The organism is Paucihalobacter sp. (assembly GCF_036825875.1).
Lineage (GTDB): Bacteria > Bacteroidota > Bacteroidia > Flavobacteriales > Flavobacteriaceae > Paucihalobacter.
The window spans coordinates 1-20,462 of the sequence record NZ_DAISXK010000017.1; the positions used below are offsets into that span (position 1 = coordinate 1).

14 protein-coding genes and 1 pseudogene are annotated in these 20,462 nt (G+C 35.9%); 14 read left to right on the top strand and 1 reads right to left on the bottom strand.

Annotation, left to right across the window (positions count from 1 at the left end):
- Positions 1 to 5: 5 nt before the first annotated feature.
- From nrfD to queG, 9 genes and pseudogenes are all read left to right on the top strand, one after another.
- Positions 6 to 1,427, top strand: a pseudogene (gene nrfD, locus V7Z48_RS06695) (NrfD/PsrC family molybdoenzyme membrane anchor subunit); the annotation flags it as partial.
- A 37-nt stretch (positions 1,428 to 1,464) separates the two neighbouring features.
- A complete protein-coding gene (locus V7Z48_RS06700; RefSeq protein WP_334112629.1) occupies positions 1,465 to 2,004 on the top strand; it encodes a DUF3341 domain-containing protein in 540 nt (179 codons plus the stop codon).
- Position 2,005: 1 nt separating this feature from the next.
- A complete protein-coding gene (locus V7Z48_RS06705; protein ID WP_334112630.1) occupies positions 2,006 to 2,563 on the top strand; it encodes a c-type cytochrome in 558 nt (185 codons plus the stop codon).
- A 21-nt stretch (positions 2,564 to 2,584) separates the two neighbouring features.
- The gene (locus tag V7Z48_RS06710) at positions 2,585 to 3,871 is read left to right on the top strand and encodes a quinol:cytochrome C oxidoreductase (RefSeq protein WP_334112631.1); all 1,287 of its coding nucleotides are present in this window, start codon (positions 2,585 to 2,587) and stop codon (positions 3,869 to 3,871) included.
- A gap of 26 nt (positions 3,872 to 3,897) precedes the next feature.
- Positions 3,898 to 4,962, top strand: a complete 1,065-nt coding sequence (locus tag V7Z48_RS06715) for a cytochrome c oxidase subunit II (protein WP_334112632.1) — start codon at positions 3,898 to 3,900, stop codon at positions 4,960 to 4,962.
- A gap of 38 nt (positions 4,963 to 5,000) precedes the next feature.
- Positions 5,001 to 6,791, top strand: coding sequence for a cytochrome c oxidase subunit I (locus V7Z48_RS06720; protein ID WP_334112633.1), 1,791 nt, complete (start codon positions 5,001 to 5,003; stop codon positions 6,789 to 6,791).
- 156 nt (positions 6,792 to 6,947) lie between these two features.
- Entirely contained in the window at positions 6,948 to 7,721 is a 774-nt protein-coding gene (locus V7Z48_RS06725; protein ID WP_334112634.1) for a prohibitin family protein, read from the top strand.
- Positions 7,722 to 7,973: 252 nt separating this feature from the next.
- Positions 7,974 to 8,999, top strand: coding sequence for a Holliday junction branch migration DNA helicase RuvB (ruvB, locus tag V7Z48_RS06730; RefSeq protein ID WP_334112635.1), 1,026 nt, complete (start codon positions 7,974 to 7,976; stop codon positions 8,997 to 8,999).
- A gap of 54 nt (positions 9,000 to 9,053) precedes the next feature.
- A complete protein-coding gene (queG, locus tag V7Z48_RS06735) occupies positions 9,054 to 10,025 on the top strand; it encodes a tRNA epoxyqueuosine(34) reductase QueG (RefSeq protein WP_334112636.1) in 972 nt (323 codons plus the stop codon).
- Here queG and V7Z48_RS06740 read toward each other — a convergent pair.
- Positions 10,018 to 11,046, bottom strand: a complete 1,029-nt coding sequence (locus tag V7Z48_RS06740) for a LacI family DNA-binding transcriptional regulator (RefSeq protein ID WP_334112637.1) — start codon at positions 11,044 to 11,046, stop codon at positions 10,018 to 10,020. The genes queG and V7Z48_RS06740 overlap by 8 nt on opposite strands.
- Positions 11,047 to 11,285: 239 nt before the next feature.
- Here V7Z48_RS06740 and V7Z48_RS06745 point away from each other — a divergent pair, with 239 nt between their 5' ends.
- The 5 genes from V7Z48_RS06745 to V7Z48_RS06765 all read left to right on the top strand — a co-directional run bounded on the left by V7Z48_RS06745 (position 11,286) and on the right by V7Z48_RS06765 (position 20,452).
- The gene (locus V7Z48_RS06745; RefSeq protein WP_334112638.1) at positions 11,286 to 13,913 is read left to right on the top strand and encodes a TonB-dependent receptor; all 2,628 of its coding nucleotides are present in this window, start codon (positions 11,286 to 11,288) and stop codon (positions 13,911 to 13,913) included.
- 95 nt (positions 13,914 to 14,008) lie between these two features.
- Positions 14,009 to 15,331 (top strand): MFS transporter, encoded by a 1,323-nt coding sequence (locus tag V7Z48_RS06750; RefSeq protein ID WP_334112639.1) that lies wholly within the window; start codon positions 14,009 to 14,011, stop codon positions 15,329 to 15,331.
- Between the two features lie 13 nt (positions 15,332 to 15,344).
- Complete coding sequence (locus V7Z48_RS06755; protein WP_334112640.1) at positions 15,345 to 16,271, top strand: carbohydrate kinase family protein; 927 nt, start codon at positions 15,345 to 15,347, stop codon at positions 16,269 to 16,271.
- A gap of 20 nt (positions 16,272 to 16,291) precedes the next feature.
- Positions 16,292 to 18,031 (top strand): glycosidase, encoded by a 1,740-nt coding sequence (locus tag V7Z48_RS06760; RefSeq protein ID WP_334112641.1) that lies wholly within the window; start codon positions 16,292 to 16,294, stop codon positions 18,029 to 18,031.
- A 144-nt stretch (positions 18,032 to 18,175) separates the two neighbouring features.
- The gene (locus V7Z48_RS06765; protein ID WP_334112642.1) at positions 18,176 to 20,452 is read left to right on the top strand and encodes an NADP-dependent malic enzyme; all 2,277 of its coding nucleotides are present in this window, start codon (positions 18,176 to 18,178) and stop codon (positions 20,450 to 20,452) included.
- Positions 20,453 to 20,462 lie beyond the last annotated feature (10 nt).

The window sequence follows — 20,462 nt, forward strand, 5'->3', positions numbered from 1 at the left end:
AAATTATGGCGTCTCATTACGAAGCACCTATTAGAAGACCACTTGTAACCGGCGAGAAATCGTACCACGACGTTACCGTAGATGTTGCCCGACCTGTTGAAGGAAAGGCCAACAAATTATGGTGGACTGTTTTTGGAATTTCATTAATCGCCTTCCTCTATGGTATTGGATGTATTATTTATACCGTATCAACCGGAATCGGTGTTTGGGGTCTCAACAAAACTGTAAACTGGGCCTGGGATATTACTAACTTCGTTTGGTGGGTAGGAATTGGTCACGCAGGAACGCTTATTTCTGCAGTACTATTATTATTCCGTCAAAAATGGAGAATGGCAATTAACCGTTCGGCTGAGGCAATGACTATTTTCTCAGTATTGCAAGCTGGTTTATTCCCAATTATTCATATGGGTCGTCCTTGGTTGGCGTATTGGGTGTTACCAATACCAAATCAGTTTGGTTCGCTGTGGGTAAACTTTAATTCACCATTGCTCTGGGACGTGTTTGCAATTTCAACTTATCTTTCAGTTTCGTTAGTGTTCTGGTGGACAGGTTTATTACCAGATTTCGCTATGATTCGCGATCGTGCTGTGAAGCCATTTCAAAAGAAAATTTATTCTTTATTAAGTTTTGGTTGGTCTGGTCGCGCTAAAGATTGGCAACGTTTTGAAGAAGTATCATTAGTATTGGCAGGTTTAGCAACGCCATTGGTACTTTCCGTTCACACCATTGTATCGTTTGACTTTGCTACATCGGTTATACCAGGTTGGCACACGACTATTTTCCCACCTTATTTTGTAGCAGGAGCTATTTTCTCTGGATTTGCAATGGTAAATACCTTGCTAATAATTATGAGAAAAGTGTGTAGTTTAGAAGATTATATCACCGTACAGCATATAGAACTGATGAACATTGTAATTATGATTACCGGATCTATTGTGGGGGTTGCCTATATAACAGAGTTGTTTATAGCATGGTATTCAGGTGTTGAATATGAGCAGTACGCTTTCTTAAATAGAGCAACCGGACCATATTGGTGGGCTTATTGGGCGATGATGTCTTGTAATGTGTTCTCACCTCAATTTATGTGGTTTAAAAGGTTAAGAACAAGTATCATGTTTTCATTCTTTATCTCGATTGTTGTGAATATAGGTATGTGGTTTGAGCGTTTCGTAATTATCGTAACCTCACTTCACAGAGATTATTTACCATCATCTTGGACTATGTTTAGCCCAACCTTTGTAGATATCGGAATATTTATTGGTACTATAGGATTCTTCTTCGTTCTATTTTTATTGTACGCAAGGACATTCCCCGTAATAGCACAAGCAGAGGTTAAAACTATTTTGAAAACCTCTGGCGAGAAATACAAGCGTATCCGAGAAAGTGGAGGCAGCTTGGTAGGAACTGGTTCAGACGAAAGGACCTCTGGGAAAAAAGATACTAATTCAAACACTAAAGCGTAATATGGAAGCACCTTCAAAAGTAATTCATGCTCTATATACAGATGACGATGTATTAATGGCTGCCGTTAAAAAAGTTAAGGCCGCCCGCTATCATATAGAAGAAGTTTATACACCGTTTCCTGTTCATGGTCTAGACAAAGCAATGGGGTTGGCACCAACTAGAATTGCCATTACATCGTTTTTGTATGGCTGCGTTGGTTTGGCGGTTTCTGTTATCATGATGAATTATATAATGATTGAAGACTGGCCCCAAGATATTGGTGGTAAGCCAAGTTTTAGTTATATTGAAAATATGCCGGCATTTGTTCCTATTATGTTTGAGTTAACAGTGTTTTTTGCAGCGCATTTAATGGTCATTACCTTTTACTTAAGAAGTAGAATGTGGCCATTTAAAAAGGCTGAAAATCCAGACGTAAGAACTACGGATGATCATTTCCTTATGGAAATTGCAATTAAAAATAACGAAATTGAATTAACGTCACTTCTCGAGGAAACTGGAGCGGTCGAAATAAATATAGTTGATAAAGAAGAAGCACATTAATATGAAGGCTACAATAAAATTATCATTAATAGGAATCCTTTTTGCCGGTTTAGTGTCTTGCCAGAAAAACTCAAGGCCCAACTATCAATACATGCCTAACATGTACGAATCGGTAGGTTATGAAACCTATTCTGAATCTGATGCTTTTGCAAATGGGATTGAAGCCCAGCTTCCTGCAAAAGGTTCCATACCACGAGGCTATTCTTTTTATGAAATTGAAGACACCAATGAAGGGTATGAGTTGGCAAAGGCAGAACTGAAAAACCCAACTAAAGAGTTTTCTTACGATAAACCTAGAGCTAAAGAGCTTTACGATGTTTATTGTGGAATTTGTCATGGAGTAAAAGGAAACGGTATTGGGAAATTGGTAGAACGCGAAAAAATATTGGGTGTACCAAGTTACGACGATGTTGGCCGTGCCATAACAGAAGGCAGTGTTTATCACGTAATTTATTATGGGAAAAACACCATGGGTGCCTACAAGAATCAATTAAACGAAGAAGAGCGTTGGCAAGTTACTGCCTATGTCATGGAGCTTAAAGCTGAATTAGAAAAATAAGACGATAAAGATTTTACAGATATGTACACACTTTCGAGCAAACTTAAAATATTTTCTTTAATACTAATAGTAGCTGGTGCTATTATGGTTGGACTAGGATTTCTATCGTCTCATGTGTCTTTAGAGCAAGTAGAAGTAATGTTAGTTGAAGAAGCTAGCCATGGAGGTGATGCTGCGCACGCAGAAGACGGGCACGACTCAGAGCACGCTGAGCATGTAATGCATCAAATTCACAATAGACCTTGGGCAGCATTGTATGTGGCAGCCTTTTTCTTTTTTATGATTGCATTAGGTGTATTGGCTTTTTATGCCATTCAGTACGCCGCACAAGCTGGTTGGTCGCCCGTATTATTTAGGGTTATGGAAGGTATTACCGCCTATGTGTTTCCAGGAGCTGTTATAGTCGTACTAATTGCTGTTGCTTCAGGAACTATTGGTCATTATAATTTGTTTATTTGGATGGATCCAGAAGTGGTGGCACATGATGAAATAATTGCCAACAAATCTGGTTACTTAAATCTTACAGGTTTTATTGTAAGAGCTGTTTTGTTTATATCCGGTTGGGTACTTTACAGGCAATATTCTAGAAAGTTTTCTCTGGCGCAAGACACAGCAAACGATAATTCAAACTTTAAAAAGAATTTCAGAATTTCAGCAGGTTTTTTAGTATTCTATATTGTAACAGAATCTATTATGTCCTGGGATTGGATAATGAGTGTAGATCCGCACTGGTTTAGTACTTTATTTGGATGGTATGTGTTCGCGAGCATGTTTGTTAGCGGCATTACAGTAATTGCACTTATCACCATTTACTTAAAATCAAAAGGTCTGTTAGAGTTTGTAAACGATAGCCACCTGCACGATTTGGCGAAATTTATGTTTGGAATTAGTATCTTCTGGACCTATTTATGGTTCTCGCAATTCATGCTTATTTGGTATTCAAATATTCCTGAGGAAGTAACTTATTATGTGAGTAGAATTAATGACTATAAATTGCCATTCTTCGGTATGGTGGTTATGAACTTTATTTTTCCGTTATTAATTCTTATGAATAGCGATTATAAACGCATTCCTTGGTTTATAGTTATGGCTGGTATTGTTATACTTGGAGGACATTACCTTGATATTTTCAATATGATAATGCCTGCAACCGTTGGAGACAGATGGTATATTGGTATTCCTGAAATTGGGTCTATCTTATTGTTTGCAGGTTTGTTTATACTAATTGTATTTAATGCAATATCAAAAGCGCCATTACTAGCAAAAGGAAATCCATTTATTAAAGAGAGTGAACACTTTCATTATTAATTATTAAATAACGAACGTAGAATAAGATGACGGTTCTTTTAACATTAGGTATTATAGTTTTTGTAGCCATTGCTATTTGGCAAATGGTTAAAATATTCGATTTGGCTCAAGTTGGTTCCAGTGATAATAATCAAGTAGCAACCGATAAAGACAATAAGGTTAACGGCTATTTAATGATTGCCTTCCTTATATTTATTTACGCCATTACTATTTATAGCTTTGCCAAATGGGGTGATTTACCTTTGGTTTCAAACTCGGCTTCGGCACACGGACCAACCATCGATAATTTAATGATCGCCTCTATGATTATTATATTTATTGTACAAACAATCACCCAGTTTTTACTGCATTACTTCGCCTACAAATACAAAGGCGAGAAAGGACGTAAAGCTTTGTTTTATGCCGATAACAATACATTAGAAGCGGTTTGGACTATCATTCCAGTAATTGTGCTTGCAGGTTTAATCATTTCAGGATTGTTTGCATGGACTAATATTATGAACCCAGATTTTGAAGATGAAGATCCATTAGTAGTTGAATTATATGCGCAGCAATTTAACTGGAAAGCTCGTTATGCAGGTTCGGATAATGTTCTTGGTAATGCAAACGTTAGGTTAATAGACAATGATAGAGCCAATATTCTAGGTTTAGATGAATCCGACCCAAATGCGCAAGATGATGTTATCGTAACAGAACTGCACCTTCCTGTAAATAGACCTGTGTTGTTTAAAATGCGTTCTCAAGATGTACTGCATTCAGCCTATATGCCTCATTTTAGAGCACAGATGAACTGTGTGCCAGGCATGGTGACGCAATTTTCATTTACACCAACAATCACTACACAAGAAATGCGTGAAAATCCTGATATGCAAGATAAGGTGGCGAACATTAATAAAATTAGGTTAGAAAATCAAGCCGATGTTTTAGAACGCGGTCAAGATATACGATATGAATTTGATTACTTATTGCTATGTAACAAAATTTGTGGAAAATCACATTACAACATGCAAATGAAAATAATTGTGGAAACCCAAGAAGAGTTTGATGAATGGATGTCGCAACAAACGGTATTCGAAAATTCATTAAATTAGTAAAAAAATTGTTTAAAAAGAAAAGTTAAAAAGAGATTATGTCAGCAACAGCAGAAACACACGTTCACGACGATCACGAACACCACCACAAAGAGACTTTTGTAACGAAGTATATTTTTAGCCAAGATCACAAAATGATTGCTAAACAGTATTTAATTACTGGGTCAATAATGGGAGTTATTGGTATTTTAATGTCTCTCATGTTTAGAATGCAACTGGCTTGGCCAGAAAAACCAAATGTTTTATTTGAAGCCTTACTAGGGAAGTGGGCTCCAGGTGGCGTTATGGATGCCGATATTTATTTGGCTTTGGTTACCATTCATGGTACTATCATGGTATTTTTTGTATTAACAGCAGGCTTAAGTGGAACCTTTAGTAATTTGCTGATTCCACTTCAAATTGGCGCTCGCGATATGGCTTCGGGATTCCTGAATATGGTCTCCTACTGGTTATTTTTTGTTTCCAGTGTCATTATGATTTTATCTTTATTCGTTGAAGCTGGACCCGCCGCCGCAGGATGGACTATTTACCCACCATTAAGTGCGTTGCCAATGGCGCAAGGCGGTTCTGGTGCGGGCATGACTTTATGGCTTGTATCGATGGCGATATTTATAGCATCGTCCTTATTAGGTTCATTAAATTATATCGTAACCGTTATTAATTTACGTACAAAGGGAATGTCAATGACAAGATTACCTTTAACAATTTGGGCATTTTTTGTAACAGCTATTATCGGAGTAATTTCATTTCCAGTTTTATTGTCAGCGGCTTTATTGCTTATAATGGATAGAAGTTTTGGAACGTCTTTTTTCTTGTCAGACATATTTATTCAAGGTGAAGTATTACATTATCAAGGTGGATCGCCAGTGTTATTTGAGCATTTATTTTGGTTTTTAGGTCACCCTGAAGTGTATATCGTTTTATTACCTGCACTTGGTATTACTTCCGAAATTATTGCAACCAATTCACGTAAACCGATTTTTGGATACCGCGCCATGGTGGCATCTATTTTAGCGATTGCCTTCTTATCAACCATAGTTTGGGGTCACCACATGTTTATTTCGGGGATGAATCCATTCTTAGGATCGGTATTTACTTTTACCACATTACTTATTGCTATTCCATCGGCAGTAAAAGCATTTAATTATATCACGACACTTTGGAAAGGTAATCTTCAGTTGAATCCTGCCATGTTGTTCTCAATTGGTTTGGTATCAACTTTTATAACCGGTGGTTTAACAGGAATTATTTTAGGTGATAGTGCTTTAGATATTAATGTTCACGATACGTATTTCGTAGTGGCTCACTTCCACTTAGTTATGGGTATTTCAGCACTTTACGGAATGTTTGCTGGTATTTATCATTGGTTCCCGAAAATGTTTGGTAGGATGCTAAATAAAAACCTTGGTTATGTACACTTCTGGGTAACAGCAGTGTCGGCATATGGCGTATTCTTCCCAATGCACTTTATTGGTATGGCAGGTCTTCCAAGACGTTATTATACTAACACGGCATTTCCATTATTTGACGATTTAGCCAATGTAAATGTGGTGATCACCGTTTTTGCTTTAATAGGTGGCGTGTTCCAATTGGTGTTTATGTATAATTTCATTCACAGTATTTTCTATGGCAAAAAAGCTACGCAAAACCCATGGAGATCTAACACCCTTGAATGGACAACTCCTGTAAAACACCTACACGGTAATTGGCCAGGCGCTTTACCAGAAGTTCACCGTTGGTCTTACGATTATAGTAAACCAGGACATGACGATGATTTTGTGCCGCAGAATGTACCGCTTAAAGAAGGTGAAGAAGAACTTCAGCATTAGAAATAATAATAATTTTAAAAAAACCTTTCTGTTTACAGAGAGGTTTTTTGTTTAATAGCATTTTTTTAAAAATCATAAATATTTATTAAACAGTTGTTTTGAGTGTAAATTGGCATGCTGATTGGTCATATTTTTTAAACATAAAAATATATGATTATGCAATTAAAAAAGACTTTAGTTTTTATTAGCGCAGCCTTTATGCTATCTAGCTGCGCAATTATTAGACCCGGTGAGGTAGGCGTAAAACAAACTTTAGGCAAGCTAAATGATAAGCCTGTAGAAGAGGGTGTGCGCTTCTTCAACCCTTTTACAACAACTTTTGTAAGAGTACCCATTAGAACCACAAACGTTGAGCAAACTCTATTGTTACCCTCAAAAGAAGGATTAACCATTACTGCTGAGGTTTCTGTTTTATACAATATTGAAAAAGATGAAGCCCCAAATATCATAAAAGATATTGGTAAACATTACGAGCGAAATGTGTTGATCAATACCTTGCGATCTTCAGCGGCGAATATTTCAGCCGAATATTTTGCAAAGGATATGCATAGCACAAGGAGGAATGAAATTGAACGCGCTATTCAGGATAAAATGAATCTCGTACTTGGTGAAAAAGGTTTTGACATACAGGCAGTGCTATTAAAAAGCATAAATCTGCCAGACAGGTTATCCTCAGCCATTGAAGATAAGCTGCGTGCAGAACAGCAGTTTCAAGAAATGGAGTTTGTGGTACAGCGCGAATTAAAAGAGGCAGATCGAAAACGCGCCGAAGCAGAAGGAATTAGAGACGCACAGGCAATTATTAATCAAGGACTTACCCCTTTATTAATTCAATATCAAAGTATTGAAGCTTTCCGAGAATTAAGCAGGTCTAACAATGCTAAAATCATCATCACCGATGGAAAGGCACCCATAATGGTTAGCCAATAACGCTGTAAACCTTGTAATAAGAAATCCAAAAAAAAGTTCTTTAATTTAAAGGACTTTTTTGGATTTATAAGAATGCTTATTCCATTCTTAAAAAATACATGAAATTTTCTACGGCTGATGCAAAATTTTAAGAATGTTGAAAAAATGGTATTTTTAATTTTCGGAATTAATATAGTTTTTTAATTTAGACGGTAACCGAGTTTTATCCGCTAACTCAATTATCTTTGTAAGAACTTTATAATTTGAGATTAAATGAACCAAAACCTTGACCCTACAGGAAGTAATTTCTCTCCTGAAGATTTAGATGTAGAAAAAAAGTTGAGACCTCTCACTTTTGACGATTTTGCAGGTCAGGAACAGGTTTTAGAAAATTTGAAAATATTTGTAAAGGCTGCCAATCTTCGCAGCGAAGCTTTAGATCACACTTTATTTCACGGGCCGCCTGGTCTTGGTAAAACTACCTTAGCACACATACTGGCCAATGAACTTAATGTTGGTATCAAAATAACTTCTGGTCCAGTTTTGGACAAACCTGGAGATCTTGCAGGTTTACTCACAAATCTTGAGGAACGGGATGTGCTGTTTATAGATGAAATACACAGACTTAGTCCTGTTATTGAAGAATATTTGTATTCGGCCATGGAAGATTATAAAATAGACATCATGATAGAATCTGGTCCAAATGCTCGTACAGTTCAAATCAATCTCAATCCGTTTACATTAATTGGTGCCACTACACGTTCTGGTTTGTTGACCTCTCCAATGCGAGCAAGATTTGGTATTAGCAGTAGGTTACAGTATTACAATACAGAGTTATTAAGTGATATTATTCAGCGCAGCGCCACTATCTTAAAAGTGCCAATTTCAACACAAGCTGCTATTGAAATAGCCCGAAGAAGCCGAGGCACTCCAAGAATTGCTAATGCATTATTGCGAAGGGTTCGGGATTTTGCCCAAATTAAAGGTAATGGTACTATTGATATTGCCATAGCTCAATTTGCGTTAAAAGCCTTAAATGTAGATGCTTTTGGACTTGATGAAATGGACAATAAAATATTAACCACCATCATAGACAAGTTTAAAGGTGGCCCTGTAGGAATCACTACCCTTGCAACCGCAGTAAGCGAAAATGCCGAAACCATAGAAGAGGTTTATGAACCATTCTTAATTCAACAAGGCTTTATCATGCGTACACCTCGAGGAAGAGAAGTGACAGAATTGGCATACAGACACCTCGGAAAGATAAAAGGCGATATTCAAGGAGGGTTATTTTCTTAAATTCGTAAAGTGAATTTATTAAACGGAACTCCTATTAATGGATAAAAGCATTCAATGGACAATAAAAGTAAAAACAGATTGAGTTCTGTCTCTTTTAGAGAAAGAGTTAGTGAGCGTTCTAAACTCATCAAAGCCGAAGCCAAACGCCTCGGTTTTTTGTCTTGTGGCATTAGTGAAGCTGGTTTTTTAGAAGCTGAAGCACCACGTTTAGAGAAATGGCTTAACAATAATATGCATGGTAGCATGCAATACATGGAAAATCATTTTGATAAACGACTCGATCCAACTAAACTGGTTGATGGCGCAAAAAGTATTGTCTCGTTATTGCTCAATTATTTTCCAGAAGAACAACAAATAAGGGATACTTATAAAATTTCGAAATATGCCTACGGTCAAGATTATCATTTCGTGATTAAAGACAAATTGAAGTCATTGCTTCAATTTATTCAAGGTGAAATTGGCGAAGTACACGGACGTGCCTTTGTTGATTCTGCGCCGGTTTTAGATAAAGCATGGGCTGCCAAATCAGGTTTGGGTTGGATTGGAAAACACAGTAATTTGCTAACCCAACAAGTCGGCTCTTTCTACTTTATTGCAGAACTCATTATCGATTTAGAACTAGAATACGACACCCCAACAACCGACCACTGCGGCACCTGCACCAAATGTATCGATGCCTGCCCAACACAGGCGATTACTGAACCTTATGTGGTTGACGGTAGTAAATGTATTTCATACTTTACTATAGAACTCAAAGAAAATATTCCTAATGAATTTAAAGGTCAGTTTGACGACTGGATATTTGGCTGCGACATTTGCCAAGATGTTTGCCCTTGGAATCGTTTTTCAAAAGTACATAGCGAGCCACTTTTTAATCCGCATCCAGAATTGTTGTCGATGTCACAAAAAGACTGGGAAGACATTACCGAAGAAACCTTTAAAAAGGTGTTTAAGAATTCTGCCGTCAAGCGAACCAAGTTTGAAGGATTGAAACGAAATATTTTGTTTATAGGCGACACTAAATAATATCACGGGTTGAGCTACGCTTAATTAATTTAGTTGGCAACTCAATTTGCTTAAAGATTATTATATTATTTTCTTTTCTCTGCCTAATTTCTTTATATAAAAGTTTAAAGGCATTTTTTCCCATCAAGTATCCTGGTTGGTCTATCGTTGTGAGTGTTGGCGAAATAACTGAGGACATAAACCAATTGCTAAAACCAACCACAGAAATTTCTTCTGGTATTTTTATATTTTGCCTATTAAACTCCGATATAGCGCCAACAGCAACTAGGTCGGTATTTATAAATACGCCGTCCACGTCGGTATGATCATCTAATAGTTTTTTTGCGTTTTGTACGCCTTCCTCAAAACTCATGTTGTTACAAAAATATATTAGCGATGAGTCATATGGAATGTTATGATCGGTTAATGCCTTTTTATAACCTAAAAAGCGATCTATTGAATTTTGTGGTAATAAAGGTCCCCTGAAATGAGCAATTCGTTTACAACCGGTATCAATTAAATGCTTTGTAGCTTCGTAGGCTGCGTTTCTATCGTTAATTATTACCTTTGAGCAGTTTACTAATTTGGCTATTTTGTCAAACATTACAAGCGGAGTTTCTCTCGCCATTACTTCATATAAATGCTGAAAATCCGCTGTTTCATTGGCTAAAGAAATCAAAATACCGTCAATATGTTTATCTAATAAAAGCTCTATTTGTTTTTTTTCTAATTTGTATGACTCATTAGACTGAAGTATTATGACTAAGTAGCCTTTTTTTTCGGCTTGAGCAATAATTCCTTTAATAACACTAGAAAAGAAATGATGGACTACCTCAGGTATTATAATACCTATGGTCTTAGACTCTTTTGTTCTTAGGTTTACTGCAAAGGCATTTGGTTTATAATTTAGAGTAGCAGCGGTTTCTTTAACTAACAATTTCGTCCTTTTACTTACGTCGGGATAATCTTTTAAGGCTTTAGATACTGTAGAAATTGAAATATTTAGCAGTTCAGCAATTTGGCTTAAAGTAGTTGGTTTCATCCGCTATATTTTTATAAAATTATTTTAACAAATTTTAAATTATGAATGCTATTAATTGGTCTGAATTAGTTTAAATGAAAAGTAAATATTTATTAAAAAAATATGGGGTAAATTTTTTTCGAAAACGTTTTCGTTAAATTCGAAAACGTTTTCGTTGCAATATATTCATTTTCGTTCTTAAATAAATATAAATTCGACAACAATTAACCAAACTAAGTATTAATTTAAGAAAATTAAGCATGAATAAAATTAAGCAAAGTTTAGGCATTATACTCATATTAATAGTGTCTACAGCTATGATGGTTGCACAGAATTCAATTTCCGGAACTATCACTGATAAAAATGGGATGCCTCTGGTAGGTGTAAACGTTATTTTAGAAGGTACAACTCAAGGTTCTGTAACAGATTTTGATGGTGCTTTTAGTATAACTAATGTTGAGGATGGCAGTTATAAGTTAATAGCATCATCCTTAGGGTATTCAAAATTAATAAAACAGTTGGTTCTTGAGGGACAGGACATTGTTTTAAACTTAAGTTTATCTGAAGATGCAGAATCTCTCGATCAAATTGTGGTTACTGGGGTTATTAATCCTAAATCAAAATTAGAGTCTAGTGTCTCGATAACAAGTCTTAATCCAACCTTGATAAATCAAACAGCTCCAAGGACAACTGCCGAGATTTTTAGAACAATTCCAGGTATAAGATCAGAATCTTCAGGTGGTGAAGGTAATTCAAACATTGCGGTAAGAGGTGTTCCGGTATCTTCAGGAGGTTCAAAATATGTGCAAATACAGGAAGATGGTTTACCCGTGCTTTTATTTGGTGATATGTCTTTTGCGACTGCTGATATTTTTACAAGATTCGATTCCAATGTTTCTAGAATTGAGGCTATTAGAGGTGGTTCGGCGTCGACAATGTCATCAAATTCACCTGGTGCAATTATAAATTTAATTAGTAAAACTGGTAAATCAGAGGGTGGATCTTTGGGAACTTCCTTTGGTTTAGATTACGACTCGTTCAGAACAGACTTTAACTATGGTGCACCAATAGGCGAAGGTCTATATTTTCACATGGGCGGATTTTACAGAGTTGGAGAAGGGATTAGAGAAACTGGATTTACTGCAAATAACGGAGGACAATTTAAGTTTAATATTACTAAGGAATTTGAAAAGGGATATGTGAGATTATCTGCAAAATATTTAAATGACAGAGCTGTAGCTTATTTGCCAATGCCTATTGCAGTTTCTGGAACCAATAGCAATCCAGAATGGAATGATGCACCTAATTTTGACGCCACTAGAGGAACTATTCATTCTCCTTTTTTAACCCAAAATGTTGGTTTAGGTCCAGATGGTCAATTGAGAAGATCAAACGTTGCAGACGGTATGAACCCCATTTCTACCTCGGTAGGGCTTAAAGCTTATTTTGACTTAGGTCAGGGTTGGAGTGTTAAAAACAGTGGAAGATTTTCATTTAATAAAGGAAACTTTGTTTCTCCTTTCCCTGCCGAAGTTGCAACCGCATCCAATATGTTATCTGGGGATTTTGCAAATGATAATGGATGGAACTCCTTTCAATTTCAAGGCGGAGGAGCTGTTAACAATAATGACCTGATAGCTAGAATACATATGTTTGACGTGGAACTTAACAGTTTCAATAATTTTATGAATGATTTGAGGATAACTAAAAACTTTGACAATCTAAACATAACCGCAGGTTATTTTAAATCTATTCAAGATGTATCTATGTCTTGGCTTTGGAATTCATATCTTCAGGAAGTTAATAGTAGTAATGCCAGATTGATTAACGTGTTTGACAATTCAGATAATGCTTTGAGTGAGAATGGGCTGTATGCTTATGGCGTTCCTTTTTGGGGTAATTGCTGCACTAGAAATTACGATACGCAATACAATGTCTCTGCTTATTATGCTAATTTATCTTTCGAGGCTAATGACAACTTGAATTTTGAAGCTAGTATGAGATATGATAATGGCTTGGTTGATGGCTCATTTGCCGGACCGGTACAAACATCTTTTGATATCAATAATGATGGAAATATCTCTGCTCCAGAGCAAAGCGTATCGGCAATAGATAATGCCAATCCAACGCAAGTTAATTACGATTATGATTACCTCTCTTATTCGCTTGGGGCTAATTATAAAATAAATGATAGTCAGGCAGTATTTGGTCGCTATAGTAGAGGTGCTGCAGCGAAAGCAGACAGAATTCTATTTTCAGGATTGAATTATCTTGATGGCAACCAAATTAATGCCTTAGACTTTATAAATCAGGCAGAAATTGGCTATAAAAGAGGTTTTAATAATGGCGCATTGTATGCAACTTTATTTTATGCAAAAACCATTGAAGAAGGTGGTTTTGAGGTCACTTCAAACTCTATTATTGAAAATGATTACAGATCTTTAGGTGTAGAGTTGGAAGGATTTTATAAATTCAACGATTTTAGCCTTAGAGGAGGTATTACATATACAGATGCTCAAATAGATTCTGGCGATAATAAAGGTAATGCCCCACGAAGACAACCTGATTTAATATATAACTTTTTACCTTCTTACAACTTTGGTTCTGAAAAGCAAAATACTTTAAGGTTAAGTTTTATAGGGCAAAGTAAGGCCTATACTCAGGATAATAATGAGCTGATTATGCCAGGCTTTGTTATAGTAAATGGCTTTGTTAGTTTTGGAATTACAGAAAACTTATTTGCTAACCTTTCGGCAAACAATATTTTTGACACACTTGGTATAACAGAAACCGAAGAAGGAAGTATTGTTGAAAATCAAGTAAATATAGTAAGAGCAAGACCTGTTCCAGGACGATCAGTGTCATTAGGTTTAAACTTTAATTTTTAAGCAATTGATTGATTGGTTTAATGAGTCTATATTTAATTGGTATAGACTCATTTTTTTACATTTACAAAACACACTAATTTAAACAGGTAAGAGTTATGACCTATAAACCAAAATTAGGCTTTTGGCAAATCCTAAACATGAATGTTGGTTTTTTTGGAATTCAGTATAGTTTTGGTTTACAGCAAAGTGCGGTTACCCCTATTTATGATTTTTTAGGAGCTAGCCCGGACCAAATCCCAATTTTACATTTGGCCGGACCGGTTACAGGACTACTTGTACAGCCCATTGTAGGCGCTTTAAGCGATAAAACCTGGCATCCAAAGCTAGGGCGTCGTAAACCCTATTTCTTAATCGGAGCCTTGCTGTGTAGTTTTGCATTATTGGTGTTTCCGTTTAGTAGTTCGTTATGGATGGCAGCAGGATTACTTTGGATTTTAGATGCGGGAAATAACACCGCAATGGAACCATACAGGGCGCTTATTGCTGATAAACTAGATGCAGAGCAGCAACCCCTTGGATTTCAAATGCAAAGCTTTTTTACCGGTTTAGGTCAAGTATTAGCTAATTTATCTATATTTATTTTTCCATTAATTTTTATAGGAACAACGGGTTCATTGCCAACGTGGGTGTATGCATCGTTTTTCTTAGGAGCCTTCTGCTCTATAGCATCTATATTGTGGAGCATTAGTAAAACCAAAGAAATTCCACCAACCGAAGAAGAATTATTAATTTTAAGACAAAAAAAAGACGCATTTGAGCCTTTAAGAGAAATTATTTCGGCAATTAAAGATATGCCAAAAGTAATGTGGCAACTTGCATTGGTTTATTTATTTCAGTGGTATGCACTGTTTTGTTATTGGCAAAACTCTTCTAAAAGTGTAGCGCTTTCTGTTTGGAACGCAACGCCAGAAAACACCCAGGCCTACAGTGAGGCTGTGAGTTGGACAGGCTTGGTTAACGGTTGGTATAACGTTGTAACATTTTTGGTGGCATTTAGCTTAGTTAAATTTGCCAAAAAATACAGCGCAAAAAAGGTACATGCTTTTTGTTTACTTATTGCAGCTATCGGGTTTTTAGCTTTTCCTCATATTGAAAATAAAAACTTATTATTTTTTGCCATTACCGGATTTGGTATTGGATGGGCTAGTATAATGGGTATCCCTTATTTAATGGTAGTCTCTGATATTCCAAAAGAACGATATGGTGTTTACATGGGCATTATTAATATGATGATTGTAGTACCAATGATACTTCAAACCTTATCATTTGGCTTTATTTTAAAGCATGTTTTAAATAACGACCCACGTTTGGCCATTACCTTTGCCGGGGTACTTTTAATAATAAGTGCTATTTTAACAATGCTTATTAAAAGTAAAAAAGTTCCAGATAACATTGTCTCAACTCCAATAGGACACTAATATTTTTTTATTTATGAAAAACATAGATATATTATGTGTTGGTGAAGTTCTAATAGATTTTATTGGCCACCAATCTGAAGTTTTAATTAATGAAACACGCGACTATCATAGATACCTGGGTGGTTCGCCTACTAATGTAGCTTTAAATTCTGCCAGATTAGGTTTAAAAGCAGCTATGGTGGCTACCGTGGGAAAAGATGGTTTTGGCGAATATGTTTTTAATAGGCTTTTTGAAGCTGGCGTAAATACTAATCATATTAAGATTATAAAGCACAAACCGTCAAGCGTAATTTTTGTTTCAAGATCCAAAACTACACCAGATTTTATTCCTTACAGAGAAGCAGATGCCGAAATCTTAGAAGACCAAATCACAACCGATGTTTTAAAGCAAACAACCATATTTCACACCACTTGTTTTGCACTTAGTAAAGATCCAGCCCAAGCCACAATTCTTAAAAAAGCCGAAGAAGGTTTTCAGTTAGGTTGTAAATTGAGTATAGATGTTAATTACTCAGGAAAAATATGGAATAGCAGGGAAGAGGCTCTCAGAATTATAACGCTGTATTGCAAGTTTAACCCATTAATTAAAATTAGTCAAGACGATATCAACAGACTTTTTGATAAGTCTTTGACTCATGATGAAATATTCGATTTTTTTCATGATTTAGGTGTTGATATAGTATGTTTAACTCTAGGCCCAAAAGGTGTAAAATTGTCTCAAAAAGATCATAAAATCATTGAATTACCCGCAATTAAAATAGAAAAGGTTATGGATGCTACTGGCGCAGGAGATGCATTTTGGTCAGGTTTTTTATTTGCTTATATAAATAAAAAATCCATGAAAAATTGCCTTGAAATAGCATTAAAGTTAGCCGCACTTAAATTACAAAATGTAGGAAGACTACCTGATAACATTAATATACTGTCAAAACTCTTATAGCATATAACCAATAATTTATCATGAAAATAGATGGAAATAAACAAAATTTGAAAGGTGTTATGCTTAATGCCTATCCCGATAGCATTGGTCAGAAATTGAGTGATGTTATACAAATGCTGCAATTCCCTGAATTTAAAGATACATTTTCAGTTTTTTACATTTTGCCAACTTTTTTTAACAGCGATTTAGACAGAGGATTTTCAATCATAGATTATAAATTAAATAAAGATTTAGTTTCTACTGCCGATTTAGATGAGCTCAGCGAACTTAATATCCAATTAAAATTCGATATTGTTTTAAATCATTTGTCGGTAGCTTCTCCGCAATTTAAAGACTTACTTGAGCATGGTGACGAATCAAAATACAAGAATTTTTTTATTAATTGGAACAGTTTCTGGAAGGATTATGGCGCACTAAACCAAGACGATGTTATAATTCCAAAACAGGAGTTTCTCGATAAATTGTTTATGAGAAAATCCGGGCTTCCCATTTTAAATGTGCCTTTTCCAAATGGTTCAAAACAACCATACTGGAACACATTTTATCAACAAGTTAATTACAATGAAATCGCGATTAGCGATATAAATGGGGTAGATAATCTTGATGATTTAAAAATAGAAGAAATTGTTAATAAGGTGAATAAAGCCATTAATCAAGGTGTAGATTTAAAAAGTATTGATTTTAACTTAGATCAATTAATTGTTAATCAAATTCTTAACATAGTTGACGAAAAGTGCACCTATCTTGGTCAAATGGATTTAAACGCAGAATCACCCATGGTTTGGGATTTTTATGAAGAAACACTGCTCAAGCTACACGAGTATGGCTGTAAAATTTTAAGATTAGATGCGTTTGCATATTTACATAAGGAAATAGGGCAATCAAATTTTTTCAATAAACCCGGTACATGGATTTATCTTGAGCGATTAGAGGCTATAGCTAATAAGTACAATCTCATACTTTTGCCAGAAATTCATGCAGAATACGGCCTTGGGCTTCATCATGAACTTGCTTCGCAAGGATATCACATCTATGATTTCTTCCTTCCCGGGCTAGTGATTCACTCCCTTGAATCTGGAAATAACAGCGCTTTTTTAAAGTGGATAAACGAAATTAATACCAAAAATTATAAAACGATAAACATGTTGGGATGCCATGACGGAATTCCGATTTTAGATCTGAAAGGGAAAGAAATTAATGGAACCTTGCATGACGGTTTGCTGGACGATGAAGAGGTAGAGACTGTAATTCAAATTATTTTAGCACGTGGAGGACGAATTAAAAACCTCTACGATTCAACAGGAAAAAAAATTTCTTACTATCAAATTAACGCAACTTTTTTTAGCGCTTTAGGCGAAAATGAAAGAAAGTTATTGCTAGCTAGAGCGCTTCAATTATTCACGCCAGGCATTCCTCAAATTTGGTATTTAGATATTTTTGCAGGAAAAAATAACTACCAAGCTATTGAAAAAGCTGGAAGTGGCGGGCATAAAGAAATAAATAGAACTTCAATAAATCTTGAGGACATACCATATTTATTGCAAAAGGATATTGTAAAAAATCAAATTAAACTTATCAATTTTAGAAATAATTCAAAAGCTTTTTTAGGGACACTAAAAATTAACCCATCAAAAAAACATGAAGTTGATTTGGAATGGAACCATGAAGGTCATTTTGCTAGATTAATTGCTAATTTGAAAACTTGTAATTTTGAAATTAGTTATAATGATTCCGATTTTAGTGGTCAAATGTCATTCTAATACGAACCATTAGTTTGCTCCAAAATCTGATAAATTATTAAAAAATCTAATTTCAACTTGTTTTTCCATTATTTATTGGATTAAGTAATCCCTATTCTGCATGCTTTCATTTAACTATATTTGTAGCTAAATACTTATTAGTTTATGAGCAAACAAAGCAAACGCAGAGAAGCGCTGGTGTACCATGCCAAGCCAACCCCAGGTAAAATTAAAGTAGTTCCTACCAAAAAACACGGTTCACAACGCGACCTGTCTTTGGCGTATTCACCTGGTGTGGCCGAGCCTTGTTTAGAAATCGCTAAAGATGTAGAAAACGTTTATAAATATACAACCAAAGGAAATTTGGTAGCGGTAATTTCTAACGGAACAGCTGTTCTTGGTTTAGGCAATATTGGTCCAGAAGCCTCCAAACCAGTGATGGAAGGTAAAGGCTTACTTTTTAAAATCTTTGCAGACATTGATGTGTTTGATATTGAAGTAGATACAGAAAATGTAGAAGAATTTGTACAAACGGTAAAAATGATTGCTCCAACTTTTGGTGGGATTAATCTTGAAGATATCAAAGCGCCTGAAGCTTTTGAAATAGAGCGTCGTCTCAAAGAAGAACTAAACATTCCTCTTATGCATGACGATCAGCATGGAACGGCTATTATATCAGCTGCGGCATTATTGAATGCCTTAGAATTAGCTAATAAAAAAATTGAAGAAGTACGCCTGGTTGTTAGTGGTGCAGGAGCTGCGGCTATTTCGTGTACACGCTTGTATCAAGCCTTTGGTGTAAAGCGTGAAAACGTGGTAATGACCGATAGCAAAGGTGTTATAAGACAAGATCGCGATAATCTTTCTGCAGAAAAAGCAGAGTTTGCCACCCACTTAAATTTACATACACTAGAAGACGCGTTTAAGGATGCAGATGTATTTGTAGGCCTTTCAACGTCTAATATTGTAACGCCCGATATGCTGCTGTCTATGGCAGCTAATCCTATAGTATTTGCCATGGCAAATCCCGATCCGGAAATAGATTATCAGCTAGCAATAGATACGAGGGAAGATATTATCATGGCAACTGGTAGAAGCGACCATCCTAATCAGGTTAATAATGTTCTCGGATTTCCATATATCTTTAGAGGTGCTTTAGACGTGCGTGCTACCAAAATTAATGAGGAAATGAAAATGGCAGCCGTTCGCGCATTGGCCAAACTTGCTAAAGAAACGGTCCCAGAACAGGTAAATATTGCTTACGGTGAAACCAGACTTACTTTTGGAAGAGATTATATCATACCAAAGCCTTTCGATCCTAGATTGATTGCCGCAGTTCCGCCAGAAGTTGCCAAAGCAGCCATAAAAAGTGGCGTAGCAAAACACATCATCGAAGATTGGGGAAAATACGAAGAGGAACTTTTGGAACGCCTTGGATCTGATCATAAAATAGTACGTTTACTTCTTAACAGGGCCAAAACCAATCCAAAACGTATTGTTTTTGCTGAAGCTGATCAGCTAGACGTTTTAAAAGCAGCGCAAATTGTGCACGAAGAAGGAATCGCGTTTCCTATTTTATTAGGTCGAGAAGATGTGATCCTACAACTAAAAGCTGAAATAGAATTTGATGCCGATGTTCCAATTATAGACCCTAAGTCTGATAGCGAAACCGAGCGCAAAAACAGATATGCCGCTGTTTATTGGCAGAAAAACAAACGCAAAGGTGTAACCAAATATTCAGCTGAAAAAATTATGCGCGAACGAAATTATTTCGCAGCAATGATGGTAAATGAAGGTGATGCGGATGCGCTTATTTCGGGATATTCCAGAAGTTATCCATCTGTATTTAAGCCTATGATGGAACTGATAGGAATGGCAAAAAATGCTACGCGTATTGCTACTACCAATTTATTACTCACACAACGCGGACCAATGTTTTTCAGTGATACAGCTATTAACATCGATCCATCGGCTAAAGATCTTGCAACTATTGCTCAAATGACAGCCAAAACCGTAAAGCTTTTTGGCATGGAGCCAGTTATTGCGATGGTGTCTTATGCCAATTTTGGGTCTTCAACTAATGAAAGATCGTCAAAGGTAGGTCAGGCTGTTAAATATTTGCATGAACATCATCCCGACATGATTGTTGATGGTGAATTGCAAACCGATTTTGCGTTAAACAGCAAAATGCTTCAAGATATTTTTCCATTTTCTAAATTGGCAGGAAAAAGAGTTAATACCATTATTTTTCCAAATTTAGATGCCGCCAATATTACTTATAAAATCCTGAAAGAGCTCAATCAAACAGAGTCTATCGGACCCATTATGATGGGAATGAATAAACCCGTACATATTTTACAATTAGATGCAAGTGTGGATGAAATTGTAAGCATGACTGCAATTGCCGTAATTGACGCTCAACAAAAGGAAAAATGGGTTTAATAATACTGCA